The sequence below is a fragment of the Tahibacter aquaticus genome, assembly GCF_004363655.1.
GTDB lineage: Bacteria > Pseudomonadota > Gammaproteobacteria > Xanthomonadales > Rhodanobacteraceae > Tahibacter > Tahibacter aquaticus.
The window spans coordinates 157,805-176,530 of sequence record NZ_SNZH01000002.1 but is presented as its reverse complement, the minus strand read 5'-3'; the positions used below and the strand labels follow the sequence as shown (position 1 = coordinate 176,530).

Annotated in this window: 20 protein-coding genes; 11 read left to right on the top strand and 9 right to left on the bottom strand. The window is 67.8% G+C overall.

The window, feature by feature from the left end; all coding sequences use genetic code 11:
• Positions 1-14: 14 nt before the first annotated feature.
• On the top strand, positions 15-650 hold the full coding sequence (locus DFR29_RS03640; RefSeq protein ID WP_133817207.1) for an HAD-IA family hydrolase: 636 nt from the start codon (positions 15-17) through the stop codon (positions 648-650).
• Here the strand turns inward: DFR29_RS03640 and DFR29_RS03635 are convergent.
• Positions 616-834, bottom strand: a complete 219-nt coding sequence (locus tag DFR29_RS03635) for a cold-shock protein (protein ID WP_133817206.1) — start codon at positions 832-834, stop codon at positions 616-618. The genes DFR29_RS03640 and DFR29_RS03635 overlap by 35 nt on opposite strands.
• A 189-nt stretch (positions 835-1,023) precedes the next feature.
• Positions 1,024-2,271, bottom strand: a complete 1,248-nt coding sequence (locus tag DFR29_RS03630; protein WP_133817205.1) for a DUF455 family protein — start codon at positions 2,269-2,271, stop codon at positions 1,024-1,026.
• An 809-nt stretch (positions 2,272-3,080) separates the two neighbouring features.
• Here DFR29_RS03630 and DFR29_RS03625 point away from each other — a divergent pair.
• Entirely contained in the window at positions 3,081-3,611 is a 531-nt protein-coding gene (locus tag DFR29_RS03625) for a gamma carbonic anhydrase family protein (RefSeq protein WP_133817204.1), read from the top strand.
• Positions 3,612-3,817: 206 nt separating this feature from the next.
• Here DFR29_RS03625 and DFR29_RS03620 read toward each other — a convergent pair whose 3' ends face one another.
• From DFR29_RS03620 to aroE, 6 genes are all read right to left on the bottom strand, one after another.
• On the bottom strand, positions 3,818-4,144 hold the full coding sequence (locus tag DFR29_RS03620) for a hypothetical protein (RefSeq protein ID WP_133817203.1): 327 nt from the start codon (positions 4,142-4,144) through the stop codon (positions 3,818-3,820).
• Positions 4,141-4,710, bottom strand: a complete 570-nt coding sequence (locus DFR29_RS03615; protein WP_133817202.1) for an RNA polymerase sigma factor — start codon at positions 4,708-4,710, stop codon at positions 4,141-4,143. The genes DFR29_RS03620 and DFR29_RS03615 overlap by 4 nt, the downstream gene beginning before the upstream one ends.
• Positions 4,703-5,074 carry a DUF6249 domain-containing protein gene (locus tag DFR29_RS03610; RefSeq protein WP_133817201.1) on the bottom strand — a complete coding sequence of 124 codons (372 nt, stop codon included), beginning with the start codon at positions 5,072-5,074 and terminating at the stop codon, positions 4,703-4,705. Before DFR29_RS03610 ends, DFR29_RS03615 begins: the two co-directional genes overlap by 8 nt.
• A 60-nt stretch (positions 5,075-5,134) precedes the next feature.
• Positions 5,135-6,637, bottom strand: coding sequence for a serine hydrolase domain-containing protein (locus tag DFR29_RS03605; protein WP_133817200.1), 1,503 nt, complete (start codon positions 6,635-6,637; stop codon positions 5,135-5,137).
• A gap of 339 nt (positions 6,638-6,976) precedes the next feature.
• On the bottom strand, positions 6,977-7,270 hold the full coding sequence (locus DFR29_RS03600; RefSeq protein WP_133817199.1) for a YkgJ family cysteine cluster protein: 294 nt from the start codon (positions 7,268-7,270) through the stop codon (positions 6,977-6,979).
• Positions 7,267-8,109: a shikimate dehydrogenase gene (gene aroE, locus DFR29_RS03595; RefSeq protein WP_133817198.1), complete on the bottom strand. Its 843-nt coding sequence runs from the start codon at positions 8,107-8,109 to the stop codon at positions 7,267-7,269. The genes DFR29_RS03600 and aroE overlap by 4 nt, the downstream gene beginning before the upstream one ends.
• A gap of 200 nt (positions 8,110-8,309) precedes the next feature.
• Here aroE and DFR29_RS03590 point away from each other — a divergent pair, with 200 nt between their 5' ends.
• Positions 8,310-10,379: a S9 family peptidase gene (locus tag DFR29_RS03590; protein ID WP_133817197.1), complete on the top strand. Its 2,070-nt coding sequence runs from the start codon at positions 8,310-8,312 to the stop codon at positions 10,377-10,379.
• A gap of 72 nt (positions 10,380-10,451) precedes the next feature.
• Here DFR29_RS03590 and DFR29_RS03585 read toward each other — a convergent pair whose 3' ends face one another.
• Positions 10,452-10,760: a hypothetical protein gene (locus DFR29_RS03585; RefSeq protein WP_133817196.1), complete on the bottom strand. Its 309-nt coding sequence runs from the start codon at positions 10,758-10,760 to the stop codon at positions 10,452-10,454.
• 110 nt (positions 10,761-10,870) lie between these two features.
• Between DFR29_RS03585 and DFR29_RS03580 the strand changes: the two genes are divergently transcribed.
• Genes DFR29_RS03580 through DFR29_RS03545 form a run of 8 tightly spaced genes read left to right on the top strand, consistent with a single transcriptional unit; the run spans position 10,871 to position 18,689 of the window.
• Complete coding sequence (locus DFR29_RS03580) at positions 10,871-11,674, top strand: gamma-glutamyl-gamma-aminobutyrate hydrolase family protein (protein WP_133817195.1); 804 nt, start codon at positions 10,871-10,873, stop codon at positions 11,672-11,674.
• The gene (locus tag DFR29_RS03575; RefSeq protein ID WP_166653854.1) at positions 11,671-13,944 is read left to right on the top strand and encodes a PEP-utilizing enzyme; all 2,274 of its coding nucleotides are present in this window, start codon (positions 11,671-11,673) and stop codon (positions 13,942-13,944) included. The genes DFR29_RS03580 and DFR29_RS03575 overlap by 4 nt, the downstream gene beginning before the upstream one ends.
• 1 nt (position 13,945) lies before the next feature.
• Entirely contained in the window at positions 13,946-14,683 is a 738-nt protein-coding gene (locus DFR29_RS03570; RefSeq protein ID WP_133817193.1) for a class I SAM-dependent methyltransferase, read from the top strand.
• A complete protein-coding gene (locus DFR29_RS03565) occupies positions 14,671-15,438 on the top strand; it encodes a phosphocholine cytidylyltransferase family protein (RefSeq protein ID WP_133817192.1) in 768 nt (255 codons plus the stop codon). Before DFR29_RS03570 ends, DFR29_RS03565 begins: the two co-directional genes overlap by 13 nt.
• Complete coding sequence (locus DFR29_RS03560; RefSeq protein ID WP_133817191.1) at positions 15,435-15,956, top strand: adenylyl-sulfate kinase; 522 nt, start codon at positions 15,435-15,437, stop codon at positions 15,954-15,956. The genes DFR29_RS03565 and DFR29_RS03560 overlap by 4 nt, the downstream gene beginning before the upstream one ends.
• Positions 15,949-16,923 (top strand): sulfotransferase domain-containing protein, encoded by a 975-nt coding sequence (locus DFR29_RS03555; RefSeq protein ID WP_133817190.1) that lies wholly within the window; start codon positions 15,949-15,951, stop codon positions 16,921-16,923. Before DFR29_RS03560 ends, DFR29_RS03555 begins: the two co-directional genes overlap by 8 nt.
• 19 nt (positions 16,924-16,942) lie before the next feature.
• Complete coding sequence (locus tag DFR29_RS03550) at positions 16,943-17,551, top strand: DUF4126 domain-containing protein (protein ID WP_133817189.1); 609 nt, start codon at positions 16,943-16,945, stop codon at positions 17,549-17,551.
• A 52-nt stretch (positions 17,552-17,603) separates the two neighbouring features.
• Complete coding sequence (locus DFR29_RS03545; protein WP_133817188.1) at positions 17,604-18,689, top strand: PA0069 family radical SAM protein; 1,086 nt, start codon at positions 17,604-17,606, stop codon at positions 18,687-18,689.
• The last annotated feature ends 37 nt before the right edge of the window (positions 18,690-18,726 follow it).

Here is an 18,726-nt window from a genome sequence, read left to right as displayed (position 1 = left end):
ATGAAAGCAGATTCATGCAGACGTTCTCAAGCGGCGAAACGACAACCGTGGTATTCGACGTCGACGGCGTATTGATCGAGCCGCGATTCCCGCAATTGCTGCGCACCGTACTCGGCGTGCCGGCGGAAAAATCCGAGGCATTCTTCCGCGGTCCCTTCCTGCAGTGCCTGGAAGGCCGGGCCGGGCTCAAGCCTGCACTCGCCGCGGTTCTCGATGACTGGGGTTGGTCCGGCACGACCGACAGCTTCGTCGACTACTGGCTGCAGTCGGATGCGCAGTTCGATCCGGCCTTTGTGCAACTGGCCCGCCGTCTCGGCGCGGCAGGCTACCGCTGCGTGGTCGCAAGCAATCAGGAACATCATCGGGCGCAATGGCTGACACAACGCCTGGACATGTTCCCGGCCCTGTACTTCTCCTGCGCGCTGGGCTGCCGCAAGCCCGAGCTGGCGTTTTTCCAGGCCGTGCGCCGCTCGCTGGGCCTGGCCGCCAGCGAACTCCTGCTGCTGGACGACCAGGCGGTGAATGTCGCGGCAGCGCAGGCCGACGGCTGGCAAGCCGTCGTCTGCCGTGCCGGCGACGATGTCGACGCCCTGGCCATTCGCTGCGGGCTGCGCCTCAGCCCGCAAGATCTTTACGCACGACCACGTTGACCGCCCTGGCACCGCGTTCGTTGTCTTCCACATCGAACGCGACCCGCTCGCCTGCTGTTATGCCGCCGCGTCCGCCGGACTTGATGCCGCTGATATGCACCAGCAGATCCTGCAGCGTGTCGTCGCGGCGGATAAAGCCGAAGCCCTTGGACTCGTTGAACCATTTGACATGCCCGGTAATCATCGACTGCCTCGCAGTAGTCAGGTAATAGTATACAACTATTGATTTACATTCGGCCGCCGGCGCTGTCGCAGCGGCGGGCAGCCGGGTACGCAGCAACGGACGGGATACGGTGCAGGCCTTTCCTGGCAGGCGCCGGCGCAATTCCAGTCATTGCAGGGCAGCCGCGCGGAAGCCGGCAGATGCTGCCGGTCATGGCCCTGGCAGGCCTGCGCGGGACGCGGTTTCGCCAGCCGCACCCTTGAGCAGCTGCTGCGCAATGAACTGCTCGGAAAATCCGGCGGCACGGCGGGTCTCGACGCAGACCGGCGCATAGCCCGGAACGCCGCTGCCGGTCTTGCGCGCGGCCGATGCGACGACATCGGTGAAACGCTGTTCGTCGCCATCGACCAAGTAGCGTATCCAGCGGTTGCCGAAGGCGCAGTGACCGATTTCGTCGGCCTGGAGAAACTCGTAATAGCGCAGCAGCCGGTCGAGGCCGTGCTGCTTGAACAGGTCCATGCAATGCGCGCTCATGTCCAGTCCGTTGCCCTCGCCGATGACCTGTTCTATCGCCAGCCGCTCGGCTAGCGATTCGCCCTTGATATAGGCATTCCAGATTCGGTTGCGGTAGTTGAACTCGCCCAGCCAGCCGCCGTAGTGGGCGAGCATCTGCTCGGCCATGACCGCGTGACGGGCTTCGTCGGCGCACTGCCGGGCCATGTCCAGTACAAACTGCAACGGCATGCCGTCGCCGAATTCGGCGATATTGCGCGCGCAGGTTTCCGCCGCTGCGACTTCGATCTCGGAGTAGATGTAGTGCACCAGCTGGCGCTGCCCGGCTTCGCTCTGTACAAGCACCGCCGGGCCCGGGGTTTCCGCGTCGCCGAGCTGGAGTTCCTGCGGCCGGCGCGGCTGGTCCAGCAGCGGCGGACAGCGGTCTTGTTGCCGCAGCGCGGCCGGCGCGTGGTCGTCGGTCAGCAGCCGGCAATCGCAATGGCCGCCGTGCCAGCCGCGTGTCGCCAGCATCGCGGATTTTTCCTCGAGCAGGCGCGTCACGCAGTCGAGCGCCCAGAGCGTTGGCTGGTCGTACAGGGGGTCTATGCACGTGCGCAGCCAGGCCACGGTCTGGCCAAGTTCGCGATTGGCGCCGACAACGAAAGCGGCGATCCCGGTCAGTGCGACGGTGTCGGCCTGCGCATCGAAGGTGGCCAGGGTTCTGCCCGAGCGGGTTACCCATTCGCCGTCCGCGGCGCTACCCAGTTCCCGCTGCCGCAGGGCGACGAAATCCAGCATCTGGCCGGAAAAGCCGAGCGCGAGGCCTAGCGTGACTTTGTCCTCGAACCGCGCGATATGCAGCACCCAGGCGGATTCGAAGCGAAGCAGCCGCCGGAGGAAATAAGCCAGCGCGGAAAGCGACCTACGTGTCTGGCTCAGCGTGCAGGATTCAAGCGCCGTCATGGCAGTCCTCGTTCGCGCATCCGCGGCGGCACGGCGAACATCATCGGTTGGCTGCGTCGCTGTCGTGCCGGATCCGGCACCGAAGCGTGCGTCAACGAATGTGCTGCAGCCCGGCCTGTCGAAGGCCAGATACTACATTTGCGCTAATGCAGCATCAAGTAAATGTCCGGTTAAGCGCGCGACGCAATTTTGATCACAAATGAGGCAATTTCTCGTTTGCACGGTTCACGACCGCGGCGACCGCCTGGCGAAGAAGAGGGTCGGAACAGCGGCTTTCTGCCTCTTCCACCCCGGCTTGCCCGGCCGGCGATATGACGCCCCGCGAAAGCCTCCCGCGGGTTGCTGCGGCAGCCCCGCTGTGACGATGTGCGCGATTCTGCTGAGGCTTGCCGGCTCGCTGTCGAGGTGGTGCAGCGCCGGTCTTTGCGGCCTTGTTCAATCTACCGCTGCCGGTCCGTTCCGCTGCCTGGCGCAGCGCCGATTCTGTCGCAGAAGTCCGCCGCGCGGACTGGCGCTTGCGCAAGCGGGAAATTTGGAGGGCGGTGCCGGATGGAGCGGCAGCCTGCAAGATCTGTACAGCGGCCGCAGAGGCGCTGCGGCAGGCGCCGGTTCGCTATTGCCGCGGCGGCCGCACAAGGTCGGACCGCACCGATCCGCCGACCCCACCGGCGCGTAGTGAATGAGTGCACCGCAGCACGTCCGGCCCGGCGCTACGATCCCTCTTCCGATTCATCCAGCCGGGGCGTGCCGTTGGCGCAACGCCGTCATCCGGCTACCCTCACCCTACTGTCCCTACCGGTTTTCCGCCCATGCACCTGCGTCCCTACCGCGGTATCCACCCTGTCGTTGCCGAGACGGCCTATGTCGATCCGGCCGCGGTCGTCATCGGCGATGTGCAGATCGGCGCGGACAGTTCGATCTGGCCCTGCGCGGTGATCCGCGGCGACGTACACAGGATCCGCATCGGCGCGCGCACGAATATCCAGGACGGCAGCATCATCCATGTGACCCACGACGGGCCGTATACGCCGGGCGGGTTCCCCACGCATATCGGCGACGACGTGACCCTGGGCCATGCCGCCGTGATCCACGCCTGCACCATTGAGGACGCCTGCCTGATCGGCATGCATGCGACCATTCTCGACGGCGCCGTTGTGCGCCGGCACGGCTTCGTCGGTGCCGGCGCGGTGGTAGCGCCGGGTAAAGTGGTCGGCGAAGGCGAGCTGTGGCTGGGCAATCCGGCGCGCTTTGCACGCAAGCTGTCGGACGAGGAAATCAAGCGGCTGTACTACTCGGCCGAGAAATACGTCGAACTGAAGAACGACTACCTGCGGGCCTGAGCGCGCCACCCGGCCAATCCGGCGCGGGCGGTACAGTAGATTTTTCCAGCCCTGCAATATTCTACAAAATGGCACCGTTGGACCATTGCGGGAACCGGCCGACCGATCGACGGCACGCTGCGGCGCCGCCGGCGCCGCCGGCGCCGCGTGTTGCGGTGAGCGGACGCCGGTCGCGTCCGCTCCAAGGCGCACAGCTACGGCACTGCTCAGCAACCATCGGCCTCCGCCAGGCTCCAGCACATGGCCAGCAGCGACATGCCGGCCAGCGCAAGCAAAAGGGCGATCGCTGGCGCCGACAATTCGCCGCCGGCCCAGTCGTGCCAGCCGAGGTGAAACATGGGCGTGGACGACAGGCTCAGTGCGCACGCGGCGATTCCGGCCGCGATGCCGCTCCACAGCGGCCATGCGCGGCGGCGCGGGCGTGCGGGCAGGTGCGGCATCACGCGGTCGCAGAAGCCGTCGTCGGGCACTGCGCCTTCGAACTGCCGCTGCAGCAGCGCGTCGACCGCGTCGTCTTGGTGGGAATGGGTCATGCCGGATTCTCCTGTGCCGTTTCGCTCTGCCACGCCGCTAACCATGTTTTCAGTTTCGCCTTGCCGCGGGTCGCGTGGGTTTTCACCGTGCCCAGTGGCATGGCCAGTACGAAGGCGGCTTCTTCGTGACTCAGGCCCAGTTGCACGCAATGCAGCAGCACGGCTTGCTCGGCGTCGGACAGGCGGTGCAGGGCGCGCTCGAAGTCCAGTTGCAGGTCGGCCGGATAAGCCGGCGCGGCCGGTGGTTCCACTTCGTCGGCGTCCTCGGCACGCTCCGGTTTCCTGCGCTGTACCTGCAGAAAACAAGACCATGCGATGCGATACAGCCACGTGCGGAATGCCGCATCGCCACGGAACTGGTCCAGCTTCCGCCACGCCAGCAGGAAGACTTCCTGAGCGATGTCGTCGGCCGCCGCCTCGTCGCCATGCAGCAGCCGGCGCAGCTGAGCGCGCACCATGCCCTGGTGCCTGCGCATCAGCTGCTCGAATGCGCGCCGGTCGTCGTTCAGCAGGACACGCGCGACCAAGGCCCGATCGACGCTCGCTTCGGCGGCGCTGTCAGCCACGCGCGCGCTCGCGCCGGTTGAACCACCAGCTCGCGAGATAGCCCAGACCCGTCATCAGCGGCAGCAGGCCCAGGCCCCAGAGCTGGCTGACGTACATGCCGTTGCCGTCGAACTGGCCCGGCAAGGCGAGAAACATTGTCATCACGCCGAGGCCGCCGCCGATCAGCACCAGCGCGCGTCGTCGTTCCACGTCGCCCGGCTGCGATTCCACGAGCAGTTGCGGCGGCAGTTCCACGCCCTTGTCGGCCAGTTGCAGCAGGGTGCGATAGCGCGCCTGCGTCTGCCGGTCGCGGTAACCGAGCGTGATCAGGACGATCAGCACGGGCGCGGTCAGCACGATGAGGGGAATGAAGATGAATTCCATGATTTCGCTCCAGAGCGGATCGCGTTGAGAAGTGAATGAGCGGCCAGGCGACGCGCGCCTTCAGCGCTTGGCGCCTTCGGCGGCGAGCAGGTCGGCGATGCGTTCGGCGAGCAGCCATGCCCGTCCCGGCCCTTGGTTGCTGGTCAGTACGACGTCGGCGTTGCTCTCCCAGACCATCGCCAGGTTCGCGTCCGTGCCCTCGATGCCGCCGGCATGCCCGCGAACGTGGCGGCCGTGGGAGACGCGTTCGCCGAAACCTGCCGCATAGCCGCCGGGACCGGCCGGCACGGCATCGTCGAACATCTTCGCCAACGTTGCCGGCTTGACCAGCTTGCCCGCGCGCAGCGCCCTGGCGAAGCGCAACAGGTCAGCATTGTTCGAGTAGCCGCCGCCGGCCGGGCCGCCCTTGAACGGGATTTTCATCCAGTCCGCCTTCCACTCGCTGGAGAACAGCCCCGCGCGGAAATAGCCGACCGCCAGTTTCGGGGTGACGTCGTCGAGAGTGTCGAATCCGCTCGCATCCATGCCGGCCCGGGTGAACACGTGGCGTCCGATGTAGTCGAAATAGTTTTCGCGCGAGACGTTCTCGATGATGCGGCCGAGCAGGACATAGCCGGCGTTGCTGTAGTTCCAGTCCTTGCCCGGGTCGCTCACCTTGGGCTGGCGCGCAATGAGGTCGAGATAGTCGGCCGGGTTGACGAACTTTTCGCGCTGCTGAAAGAACTCGGGAACGAAGAAATCGCCCAGCCCCGCCGTGTGGTGCAGCAGTTGCCACACGGTGATCTTCTTCGCCGCTTCGTGATCGGGGTATTCGGGTACCCGCTGCGCGAGCGTGTCGTCCCACGACAACTTGCCGGATTCGACGAGCTGGGCGATGGCCACGGCGGTGAACATCTTGTCCATCGAGCCAATGTGGAACTTGGTCTGACGGTCGATCGGCACGCCGAAGCGCCGCTCGGCCAGGCCGCGGCATTCGTCGATCACGGTTTCGCTGCCGTGCGCGACGGTCAGGCAACCGGAGAAATCGTTCGTGCGCACGAGCTTGTCCAGCGTGGCGTGGACCAGGCGCTTGAGTTCGTCGCGCGAGACGGCGGCCTTCGGCCAGTCGGCGTAGAGCGACGGATCGTCCATCGGCACCATCTCCGCGTGCGCGAAGCGGCCAGGATGCGATGCATCGCCGCCGAGCACGAACACGGCCAGGCGTCCGCCGCGATGCGCCTTCACGGTCAGGATGAGCATGCCGCGCTGGTCGTGCGCGTCGGTCAGGTCTACGCCGCCGCTGTCGCGTACCGCCTCGGCCAGGCTGGTCACGAACACCGCCTGTTCGGTGGCATCCATGGCCGGCGACAGGATCGTCGGCGCCCAGCTACGGATCTGTTCGGGGCTGTCGGTGTTCACGTGCTCGATCAGTGTGGCGCCGAGCTTGCCGTCCGGTGTGTCCGGCAGCGTCGCCTTGGGGCTGGCGATTGCGCAGGCGGCGCAGAAGGAGACGGTCAGCGCGAGTGCGGCGCGCAGACCGCGTTGGCGGGAATTGGACAACGTGGTCGGTTGAACGGGTTTCATCGACTGCACTCCTGGACCGATCGCTCCATGGCGAGAGACGACCCGTCGGCTGGGTTGGTAGAAGCCTGGGTGGACCGCGCAACGGCGGTGTCGAAGGCTTGGATGCGTCGATGAACGCGATTGGATTCAACCGAGTGGCCTGTACCGGATGAATCGGCAGAGGGATCGGGTCGGACTGGTCGTGCAGGACGCCGCTGCGGAACGACGCCACTAGCCCAGCTATTCGCCGAGTGAGCAGCAAGTCCTGTGCGGCCAGGACGAGCCAGCTGCTATCGAATCATCCGGTAGGCCACCAGGGCAGCTTGCGCGGCGATCGGAATTCGCGCCGTCGCGTACGAATCAGCCCGGCCGCGTCGCCAGGTCCAGTTCGGTGAGGTAGCGCATGGCCTCGTCGCGGTCGTCGCCGCACATCGACGGCGAAGGCCGCAGGCGTCCACAGATCTCGGGCCGCTCCGGCTGGCCGAAGACGCGGCAGCGCAACTGATCGTCGAGCTGCACACAGCGCACGCCGGCCGGCTTGCCCTGGGGCATGCCGGGTATCGGCGAGGAAATCGACAAGGCGATGCAGCAGGCGCCGCAGCCGGCGCGGCAGGTGTAGCGCCCGCGCGCCGCATCGAACTGCAACGCGCTCACGCGGCGTCCAGCTGCTGGCGCAGTTCGGCGTAGACGGCTTCGGTATCCGGGCGCCGGCCGTGCCAGATCTCGAATGCTTCGGCGGCCTGTTCCACCAGCATGCCCAGGCCGTCGAACACATGCGCCGCGGGAGCGGTGCGGGCCCAGGCCAGGAAGCCCGTGGCGGCGCGGCCGTAGGACAGGTCGTAGCACAGCGCGCGCGGCGCGACGATGGCGAAGGGCAGATCGATGGAAGCGCCCTGCACGCCGGCCGAGGTGGCGTTGATGATGAAGTCCCAGGCGCCCAGGCTGGCCAGGTCGTTCCAGTAGCGCACATGCACGCGGCCGGGCTGGCCGATGCGGTCGGCCAGGGCGTCGGCGCGTTCCGCATGGCGGTTGGCGATGGTGAGCGAGCGCACGCCCGCGTCGAGCAGGGCGAAGGCAACACCCTGGGCTGCGCCGCCGGCGCCGAGGATCAGCACGTCGCGTTCGCGGATGTCCTGCTGGTGGCGTTCGGTCAGGTCGACGACAAGCCCGGCGCCGTCGGTGTTGTGGCCGCGCCAGCCGCCGCCGGGCAGCGCTTCCAGGGTATTCACCACACCGCTGCGCGCGGCGTAGTCGGACACCTGGGCGCAGCGTTCGAAGGCCAGCGTTTTCAACGGCAGGGTGACATTGGCGCCGCCGCCGCCCTGCTCGCGGAATGCGGCGAGCTGCTCGGCAAAGGTCTCCGCCGGTGCATCGATTGCGGTATAGCTCAGGCTTACCCCGGTCTGCTGGGCGAAGCGGCGATGGATGACCGGCGACAGCGAATGACTGATGGGATGGCCGAACACGGCGTGGCGGTGCGAGGTTTCGCTCATGGGGGTCTCCTGCGGCGTTGCGCCGATTGTACGTGGCAGCGGCGCGTGCCGGCTGGCGGGGCCGCCCTGGTGCGGCGCTGCTGCTCCTGCATGGTGGGGCGGCGCTGTACGCATGCCGGCGCGTATGCATGACGGGCGGCGATTGCCTTGTGCACCGATACCAGTGACGCTGTGCCTCCCTGAGCCCAGCGAGCACACCTATGCATTTGTCCCAATTGATCCTCGCCGCCGCGATTGCCGCCGGCCTGCAGACGGCCGCGGCGGAAACCGCGCCGGCGGCGGCTTCCCCCGCTGCTGCCGTCGAGCTGATTTCCCGCGACGCCCTGTTCGGCAATCCGGAAAAGGCCTCGGTGCAGATGAGCCCCGACGGCAAGTACCTGAGCTGGGTAGCGCCGCTGGATGGCGTGCTGAATATCTGGGTGGCGCCGGCGGACGACCTGGCCAAGGCCAAGGCCATCACCGACGACAAGGCGCGCGGCATCCGTCAGTATTTCTGGAGCTACCGCAGCGGTACCTTGCTGTACCTGCGCGACACCGGCGGCGACGAGGATTTTCATCTGTTCTCCGTCGACCTGGCCAGCGGCACCAGGCGCGATCTGTCGCCCTATCCCAAGACCCGCGCCCAGTTCGAACAGGCCAGCCATCTGCATCCCGACCACGTGCTAGTGGGCATGAACGACCGCGATGCGAAATGGCATGACATCTACAAAGTGAGTCTCGCCGACGGCAAGCGCGAACTGGTGCAGAAGAACGAGCAGGAAATCGCCGGCTATCTGACCGATGCGGATTTCAAGGTGCGCCTGGCGCAGAAGTCGCGCGCCGACGGCGGCACCGACGTGCTGGAACCCGACGGCAAGGGTGGCTGGAAGAAGAGCGAGGAGATTCCGTTCTCCGACAGCCTCACCACCTCGCTGCTGGGCTATACCACCGACGGCAAGCAGCGCTACCTGGCCGACTCGCGCCAGCGCGATACGTCGGCCCTGTACGGCGTCGACGCCAGCGGCAAGAAGACCCTGATCGCCGAAGACAAGCGCGCCGACATCGGTACGACGCTGCTGGCCGATCCGCGTAGCGGCGTGGCCCAGGCCGTGCTGGTGGATTACCAGAAGCCCGAATGGAAGGTGCTGGACCCGGCCATTGCCAAGGATCTGGAAACCCTGCGCGGCATCGGGCCGGGCACGGCCTGGGTGAGCACGCGCACGCTGGACGACAAGACCTGGATCGTGGCGTATTCGGCTGCGGAAACGCCGGCGGTTTACTACCGCTACGACCGTACGGCCGGCCCGGGTGGCAAGCTGACCAAGCTGTTTTCCGCGCGCCCGGCACTGGAAGGCAAGCCGCTGGTGCCGATGTGGCCGCAGGCGATCAAGGCGCGCGACGGCCTGGAACTGGTGAGCTATCTGAGCCTGCCCAAGGGCGCCGACGCGAACAACGACGGCAAGGCCGACAAGCCGGTGCCGCTGGTGCTGCTGGTGCATGGCGGACCCTGGGCGCGCGACGGCTACGGCTACAACGGCAATCACCAGTGGCTGGCCAACCGCGGCTATGCGGTGCTCAGCGTGAACTACCGCGGCTCGACGGGCTTCGGCAAGAACTTCGTCGGCAAGGCCGATCTGCAGTGGGCCAAGTCCATGCACGACGATCTGCTCGATGCGGTCGACTGGGCGGTCAAGAGCGGTGTCACCCGCAAGGACGATGTCGCCATCATGGGCGGCAGCTACGGCGGCTATGCCACCCTGGTCGGCGTCACTTTCACGCCGGATACGTTCAAGTGCGGCGTGGATATCGTCGGCCCGTCCAACCTCAACACCTTGCTCTCGACGATTCCGCCGTACTGGGCGGCGTTCTTCGAACAGTTCGCCAAGCGCGTCGGTGATCCGCGTACCGAAGACGGCAAGAAGCTGCTGGCGGAACGCTCGCCGCTGAGCCGTGTCGATGCGATCAGGAAGCCGCTGCTGATCGGCCAGGGCGCCAACGATCCGCGGGTCAAGCAGGACGAAAGCGACCAGATCGTCAAGGCGATGAAGGCCAAGAACATCCCGGTCACCTATGTACTGTTCCCCGACGAAGGCCACGGCTTCGCGCGGCCGGCCAACAACAAGGCGTTCAATGCGGTGGCCGAGGGTTTCCTGTCGCAGTGCCTGGGTGGCCGCGCCCAGCCGATCGGCGAGGACTTCAAGGGATCGAGCATCAGCGTGCCCGAAGGCAGTGCCAATGTACCGGGACTGGCCGAGGCGCTGAAGTCACATACGCAAGAAGTCAAGAAGTAAACAGCCGCGGCGCCGGTCGGATGACCGGCGCCATGGTTTCTGCGTCTGACCGGCGAGCCGGTGCAGCGGAAGTCAGGAGGCCGGCGAACCCGGTGGCAGCCGCCGCGGCGGATTGGCCGCCGGCGCGGTGCCCGGCGGCCGGCTGGCCTGGCCGGACTGCTGCTGCGCCGAACGGGCCCGTATGGCGGCCAGCACATCCGGCGTCAACAGTGCCGATTCCGGGCGCGAATTCGAATCGATGCGCGCTGCGGCAAAGGTGAACACGGCGCATATGCCGGCAATGAAGGAAACCGCCAGAGCCAGCCCGAGCAAGCCCGGTGTCTTGGCAACGAAGGCGACGCCGATTCCGCCCAGCGTCAGCAGCAGCCAGAAAAACCGCATGACGTAACTCCAAATTTGCAATTCGCTTGCGCGGCGATGATAGCGTAGGAATTTGCCCTTGCCGCGCCGCAGGTCGGGGCTTCGCGTACGCTCAAGTCTGGACAGTTCTCATGGGAAACGAATTCCCGCCACGCATCGGCATCAGCGCGCGTTTGCGCCCGGGCGTGGCCGATGCACCGGGCAATGCCCGCAAGGATTTGCTCGGTGCCGAGCGCAGCCTGGTCGACCTGATCGCCGAACGCGGCGGCCTGCCGCTGATCCTGGCTCATCCCTCCTCGTTCGATCGCGCGGCCTTGCGCAGGCTGGCGCAGCAGTTGCTGCAAGGCATCGATGCATTGCTGCTGCAGGGCGGCGGCGATCTGTCGCCGCAGTGGTACGGCGGCGCGACGCCTGCCACCGCAGGCGTCGATCTGGCCCGCGACGAATTCGAACTGGCCCTGCTCGAAGCCGCATTGACCGGCGGCAAGCCCGTGCTCGGTATCTGCCGCGGCTGCCAGCTGCTCAACATCGCCTACGGCGGAAGCTTGTTCCAGAACCTGCAGGCCGAGCGCGCGCACAGCATTGCCCACAGCGACCGCGGCCGGTACGACGACCATGTACACGGCGTGCGCCTGGCCCCGGGCGGCCTGCTTCATGCCAGCTATGCGCGCAGCGAAGGCCGCGTCACGTCGGCGCATCGCCAGGGCATTGCCCTGCTCGGCAATGGCCTGGTCGCCGAGGCCTGGTGCAGCGAAGACGGCCTGCTCGAAGCCGTGCGCAGCGAAGGCGGCTGGGCCGTCGGCGTGCAATGGCATCCGGAGCTGCAGGCCGGCAAGCCGGCACTGCTGCCGCCAGCGCCGCTGCTCGATGCGTTCCTCGGCGCGGTTGCCGCGCCCCAGCGCGATTTCCGCAACCGGGCAGCTACATGGCAATGAGCGGGGCGCCGGCCGCCGCCGCGGGCGCAGCGATGTCCTGGTCGGGCAAGGCCGGCACCTTGCTGCGCCTGGCGCCGTTGCTGCGGCATAGCGAAGTGCCGGCAGGACTGGTGCTGTCGTGGCGCGAGTGGCAGCAGCGCGGAAACTGTCTGCTGCGCCTGCGCCAGGTGTTCGGCGGTGCTGCGGTCGCCGTGCGCAGTTCGCAGGCGGACGAGGACAGCAGCGCGCATTCGCAGGCCGGCCGCTATCTGACCCGGCTCGATGTGGCCAGTGCCGATGCGCCCGCGCTGGCTGCGGCGATCGATGCGGTTTTCGCCAGCTACGGCAGTGCGCGCAGCCAGGACGAAGTGTTTGTACAGGCCATGGTGCAGGCAGAAATGGCAGTGGTCGCGGCCACGCATGCGGTCGAGGACGGCGCCGACTACTACGCCTTCAGTCTTGCTGCCGGTGCGCGCACCGATGCGGTCACGCGCGGCGATGTGGCCGTGCAGACGGTGTATCTCGCGCATGAAGCGCCGTCGCCGCAGCGGCCAGACCTGGCCCTGCTGCATCGCGCCCTGCTGGAACTGCGCGAGCACTGCGGTGCGCAGCCGCTGGAGGCCGAACTGGTGCTGTGCGGCCAGCGCGTGCTGCTGCTGCAGGTGCGGCCGCTGGTACTGCGCGGCTCGCCGCGCAGCGGCCTGGCCCGGCGCCGCCTGCTGGCGGTCGAGCAGCGCCAGCTGCTGCAGGCAACAGCTGGCTGTGCCGGCCAGCGCCGCGTGCTTGCCCTGATGCCCGACTGGAATACCGCCGAGCTGCTGGGCAGCCATCCGCGCCCGCTGGCCCTGGACGTATTCCGCCTGGCCATTGCCGACGCGGCCTGGCAACGTGCCCGCCGCGCGCTGGGCTATCGCCCTCTGCGCCAGGTGTCGCTGCTGCAGCCGCTGGCGGGACGGCCGTACATCGACGTGCGCGCGAGCGCCAATTCCCTGCTGCCGCAAGCCCTGGCCGATAGCACGGCCGCACGCCTGGCCGATGCCTGGCAGGAACGCCTGCTCGCCGCGCCGCAGCTGCACGACAAATACGAATTCGCCATCGCGCAGACCTGCGTCGATTTCGATTTCGACGCGCAATGGCGCGAACGCTATGCCGGCGTGCTTGCGCCGGCGGAGCTGGCGCATTACCGCGACACCCTGCGCAGCATTACCGCGCGCTGCCTGGCGCCGCAGACGCTCGCCGCCGGACTGGCGCGCCTGCGCCGCCTGGAACAGCCTGCGCACGCCGATGCTGATGCCGATGCGCTGGCTGTGGCCTGCCGGCGCCTGCCGCGCGACGGCGGCCTCGCCTTCGCCCTGATCGCACGCCTGGCTTTTGTCTACGAAGCACTGGTGCGCTCTGCCGTCGCCCGCGGTGCGCTGCAGCCCGAACGCCTGTTGCTGCTGCAGCGCAGCTGCCGCAGCGTGACGCGGGACTTCCTGCGCGCGAGCGGCCATGCGCATGCGTTCGGCTTCCTGCGCGCCGGCACGTTCGAAATCACCACGCCGTCGCTGGGCCAGCGCGAACTGACGGCGACCGTCGCCGAGGCAGCCGCTGTCGAGTTCGCGCCTACGCCGGCGGAACGGCGCGCCCTTGATCGATTGCTGGGCGAAACGGGCTACCGGCTGGAGGCGGACGCGTTGCTGCACGGCTACTGCCGCACGCGCGAGGCGCGCGAGTACGCCAAATACCGCCTGTCTGCCGCGGTTTCGCAGTTGCTGGAACAGCTCGCCGCGCACGGCGCCAGCCGCGGCCTGGACCGCGACAGCCTGAGCTGGCTCGAACTGGACCGGGCGCGCGCCGCCAGCCCGTCCGCTGCCAGCCTGCGTGCCGCTGCCAACCGCAGCGCGCACGCCATCGACGCGGCGCTGCGCCTGCCGACCGTGTTCGATCCGCGCTGCACAGTGCAACAGGTGGAAATTGCCGCAGGCACGCCGACCTTCGTCGGCAACGGCCGCGCCGCTGCGCCGCTGGTGGTGGTCGACATGCAGACCCGGCCGGCGGCCGTGCCGCTGCGCGCGGTACTGGCGATTGCCAGCGCCGATCCGGGCTACGACTGGATCTTCGCGCGCCAGCCGGCCGGGCTGATCACCGCCTTTGGCGGACCGAATTCGCACATGGCCATCCGCTGCGCCGAACTCGGCGTGCCGGCCATCCTCGGCCTGGGCTGGGAGCGCTGGCAGCGTCTGAGCCAGGCGAAGCTGCTGGAAATCGATACCCAGGCCCTGGCGGTCACTCCCTGGACGGACGTCTGAAATGAATACCCTGGATTGGGACTACAGCGCCCTCGCGGCGCACTACAACCAGCGCGCACCGTATGCCCCGGCTGCCATCGATGCGCTGCTGCGCGAGCTGGCCTTGCCGGACGGCGCCCGCGTGGTGGACATCGGCGCGGGCACCGGCCGCCTGAGCCTGCCGCTGCAGCAGCGCGGCCTGGCACTGACTGCAGTGGAACCGAATGCCGCCATGCGCGCAGTCGGCCAGCACGACGGCCTGGACTACGTCGCCGCCCGTGGCGAAGCCACCGGCCTGGCCGGCGGCACCTTCGCGCTGGCCAGCTACGGTTCGTCGTTCAATGTGATGCCGGCGCAGGCGGCACTGGCCGAAGCCGCCCGGCTGTTGTGCAGCAATGGATACATTGCGTTGATGTGGAATCATCGCGACCTGGACGATCCGCTGCAGCAGGCGGTGGAACAGGCGATACGCCGCCATGTGCCCGACTACGGCTACGGCAGCCGGCGCGAAGATCCCAGCGCGGAAATCCAGCGCAGCGGTCTGTTTGGTCCGGCCCGGCACCTGAGCCACGCCTTCGTCCATGTCAGTACCCAGGCAGCTTTCCTCGACGGCTTCCGCGCGCATGCAACGCTGTTGCGCCAGGCCGGCGACAAGGCCGCCGCGGTACTGCAGGACATCGCCGCGGCAGTCGGCTCCGCGCAGCAGATCACCGTACCGTTCCACACGCGCATCTGGTGGGCGCAGCGATGCACGCCGTAGTGCTGGCCGCCGGCTGCGGCTCGCGCATGGGCCGCCTGACCCGGCGCCGGCCCAAGGCCCTGCTGCGCCTGGCCGGGCACAGCCTGCTCGACTGGCAGCTGGCCGCGCTGCAGGCCGCCGGCATCAGCCAGGTCAGCGTCGTCGCCGGCCATGCCGCGCCGCTGCTGCGCTGGCCCACGCAGGTGAAATGCGTGGTCAATACCGACTGGGCCGGCAGCGGTCCGATTGCCTCGCTGCGCTGTGCCCGGCCGGAAACCCTGGGCACAGTGCTGCTGGTCTACGGCGACGGGGTGTTCCATCCCGCGCTGGCGCAGGCCTTGCGCGACAGCAGCGCCGATATCGCCATCACGGTCGACCGGCGCTGGCAGGAACTGTGGGCGCTGCGTTTTGCCGATGTACTGGCCGATGCGGAATCGCTGCGCCGCCGCGACGGCTGGCTGACCGAGATCGGCGCGCGCGCCGACAGCGCGGCGGCGATCGAGGCGCAGTTCACCGGCCTGGTGCGCTTCTCCGCGCAGGGCTGGCAGCAGGTGCAGCAGCTGCTGGTGCAACTGGAACCGCAGCAGCAGCGCCGCCTGGATACCACCGGCCTGCTCGCCCTGCTGCTGGCGAGCGGCATACCGATTGCAACCATCGACGTGGACGGGCGCTGGTGCGAAGTCGACAGCGCCCGCGACCTGGCCCTGTACCGCCTGCTGGCGCGTCGCAGCCCGGGCTGGAGCCATGACTGGCGCTGGGATGTGCCGGGCGCATGAGCATCATCTGGATCACCGGCCTGGCCGGCGCGGGCAAGACCACGCTGGCGCGGCAGCTTGCGCTGCAGCTGGAAGCCGGGCAGGCACAGCAGGGCGAAGCCCAGCGGTGCGCCGTAACGCTGCTCGACGGCGACGAAGTGCGCAAAGGCATGGGTGAACTCGGCCGCGGTTATTCCCGCGACGAGCGTCTTGCCGTGGCGCGGAATATTTCCGGCCTGGCCGTGGCGCACAGCCGCGGCGGTGGCTGTGCGGTGGTTTCCACCATTTCACTTTTCCATGAAATCCACGCCATGAACCGCGCCTCGGGCCAGGACTATTTCGAAGTACTGCTGGAGTGTCCGGCGCAGCTGCGCCAGGAGCGTATCGGCGGCCAGCGCGTGCTGCACGGACCGCGCGTCGGTGTGGAGCTGGCGGCGGAATTCCCGCTGCTGCCGCACCTGCGCCTGGACAGCGCCGCCTGCGCCGCGCCGCAGCTGGCCGAGCGCGTGCTGCAGGCCTGGTGCTTGCGGCATGTTTGATGCGCGGCCGCAGTTTCACGACTCCCCGCAAGCCCATGGCTTTGCGCACTACGACTGCGACATCGTTTCTCCGGAAATGCCCAGCGGCGCCTCCTGGCTGGCCAACTGCCTGCTGGAGCTCGATGTCGCTTTGTGGAAACCCTGGGGGGCCGACCTGCGCAGCGACTGGCGCCAGCGCGGCGGCCGGCGCTATCGCTACGACCGCAGCGACGAATCGTGGCGCCGACTGCTGCCCGGCCTGCAGCATGGCCGCGAATTCGACTTCCGCGCCACGCCGGTGCCGCGGCTCAGCCATGCCTGGCCCGGCACCTATGCCGAGCTGCCGCGTACCATCCTGTTCGTGCGCGATCCGCGCGATGCGCTGTACTCGTTCTGGCAGCGTGCCCTGCGGGTCGGCCTGACCACCGCGGCGCAGCCGTTTGCCGAGTTCATTGCCGAACCCTGGTTCCACTACCCGCTGAGCCGGGCCGATTTCCTCGCCCTGTGGCTGCAGACCTGGCGCCTGGCCCTGGCCGGGCGCCAGCACCAGGTACTGCGCTACGAGGACTACCGTGCCGATGCGCCGGCTACGTTACGGCGCGCCCTCGATTTCCTCGGCATCGAGGCCGACGATGCCAGCCTGCGGCGCGCCATCGCCGCATCGGATTTCCGCGTTGCCCAGGCAGCGGAACAGCAGCTGATCCAGGCCGGCACGCTGACGGCACAGTTCAATCGGGCCGGCCAGGCGGAGGAATGGCGCAGCCATTTCGACGCGGCCATGCATGCGGCGGTGGGGCGGCGTTTCGATGACCTCAACCGCTGGCTGGGCTATGCACCGGGCCTGGCCGCTGCCGGTGCTGCGGTGGCACCGCGCTGGGATACCGCCGCGGTCGCAACGGCGGCCCAGGCCGAACCCTGGCCGGCGGAACGCAGCCAGTGCTTGAAGCGCTGGCTGATCGCGGCGAGCATGCACATCGACGCGGGCTGATTCCGCAAGGTTGGCGACCATGGACCTTTTGCAATCGACGGCGCTGGCGGCCGGCCTGGCCTGGGCCAGCGGCATACGCCTCTACGGCGCGGTATTCCTGATCGGCCTGCTGGCACGCTACGACGTGATCACACTGCCCAGCGGCCTGGCCTTGCTGCAGGACGACTGGGTGCTCTGGGTCAGCGGCATCCTGATGGTCGGCGAATTCCTGGCGGACAAGGTTCCTGCCTTCGATTCGGTCTGGGATGCCTTGCATACGTTTATCCGCATTCCCGCCGGCGGCCTGCTGGCCTGGGGCGTATTCCAGGATTCCAGCCCGGGCCTGCAGCTGGCTGCCGGCCTGCTCGGCGGCGTCATCACCTCGGGCACCCACCTGACCAAGGCCGGTACGCGTGCCCTGATCAACACCTCGCCCGAACCCTTCAGCAACTGGGGTGCCAGCGTCGGCGAAGACCTCAGTGTGCTCGGCGGCCTGTACCTGGTATGGCATTACCCCTGGGTTTTCCTCGGCCTGCTGCTGCTGTTCGGGCTGGTGATGATCTGGGTGCTGCCCAAGCTCTGGCGGGTACTGCGCCGTGTCTGGCAGCGCCTGCGCAACAAGCCGGCGGCCTTGCCCGCGACGGGCTGAGCGCCGCCGTCATCGCAGCCGTTGCGACTGCCGCAGCGCAGATTCCGCCGCCATGTCCGACATCCGCAAACCCGAGCGCATCAAAGGCCGCGGCAGCCGCGACAACCCGGCTGGCCGCTTCGAGAAAACCGTCAGCGAGGCTTTCGACGACGGCTGGTACCAGGACGGCGAACCCGCCGCGGCGCCGCGCACTACGGTCAGCGAAGAACGCGCGCGCCAGATCATCAGTCGCAACCGTTCGCCGGACGTTCCCTTCGATGCGTCGGTCAATCCTTACCGCGGCTGCGAGCACGGCTGCGCCTATTGCTATGCACGGCCCTCGCATGCCTACCTGAATCTTTCGCCCGGCCTGGATTTCGAAACCCGCCTGTTCGCCAAGACCAATGCCGCGGAAATTCTGCGCCAGGATCTGGCCAAGCCGTCCTACGTCTGCACCCCGCTGAACCTCGGCGCGAATACCGATCCCTACCAGCCCATCGAAAAACGCTACCGCCTGACGCGGCAGATCCTCGAAGTACTGGACGCCTGCAACCACCCCTGCACCATCATCACCAAGAACTCGCTGATCGAGCGCGACATTGACCTGCTGCAGGCCATGGCCGCGCGCAGGCTGGTGCACTGTTTCGTCTCGGTCACCTCGCTGGACAACAAACTCAGCAGCCGGCTGGAACCGCGCGCCAGCGCGCCGCACCGGCGCATCCAGGCGATTGCGGCATTGACGGCGGCGGGCATACCGACCAGCGTGCTGGTGGCGCCGATCATTCCCGCGCTGACCGACATCTACATCGAGGCCATTGTCGAACAGGCGGCCGCGGCCGGTGCTGTCAGCGCCGGCTATACCGTCATCCGCCTGCCCTGGGAACTCAAAGGCCTGTGGGAAGACTGGCTGGAAACCCATTACCCCGAGCGCAAGCAGCATGTGCTCAGCGTCATCCGCAATATCCGCGGCGGTGAACTCAACGACCCGGACTTCGGCACGCGCATGCGCGGCGAAGGGCCGTTCGCCGACCTGATCCGGCAGCGCATCATCGTGGCCTGCCGCCAGGCCGGCATCAAACGGCGGGCGAACCTGGAGCTGGATACGCGCAGCTTCGTGGCGCCGCGCAAGGCGTCGGCGCAGGGAGATCTGTTTGCCTGAAGCGCTGCGGCGCGGCGACGGCGCGTAGCAGCGGCAG